Origin of the sequence: Rhodococcus sp. C3V (genome assembly GCF_029269915.1) — a bacterium.
In the GTDB taxonomy this organism is placed as follows: domain Bacteria; phylum Actinomycetota; class Actinomycetes; order Mycobacteriales; family Mycobacteriaceae; genus Rhodococcus_F; species Rhodococcus_F qingshengii.
Genome location: NZ_JARJBE010000084.1, coordinates 1 through 350 on the forward strand (window position 1 = coordinate 1; position 350 = coordinate 350).

1 protein-coding gene is annotated in these 350 nt (G+C 59.1%); it reads left to right on the plus strand.

The window, feature by feature from the left end; translation table 11 throughout:
• Positions 1 to 5: 5 nt before the first annotated feature.
• Positions 6 to 350, plus strand: a 345-nt coding sequence (locus P3G66_RS31890; RefSeq protein ID WP_276117897.1) for an MFS transporter, incomplete at its 3' end; no start/stop codon positions are given.

Below are 350 nucleotides of genomic sequence, written 5' to 3' on the forward strand. Positions count from 1 at the left end.
CTAGAATGAAATCTAACAATGCGCTCATCGTCATCCTCGGCACCGTCACCCTGGATGCTGTAGGCATAGGCTTGGTTATGCCAGTACTGCCGGGCCTCTTGCGGGATATCGTCCATTCCGACAGCATCGCCAGTCACTATGGCGTGCTGCTAGCGCTATATGCGTTGATGCAATTTCTATGCGCACCCGTTCTCGGAGCACTGTCCGACCGCTTTGGCCGCCGCCCAGTCCTGCTCGCTTCGCTACTTGGAGCCACTATCGACTACGCGATCATGGCGACCACACCCGTCCTGTGGATCCTCTACGCCGGACGCATCGTGGCCGGCATCACCGGCGCCACAGGTGCGGTT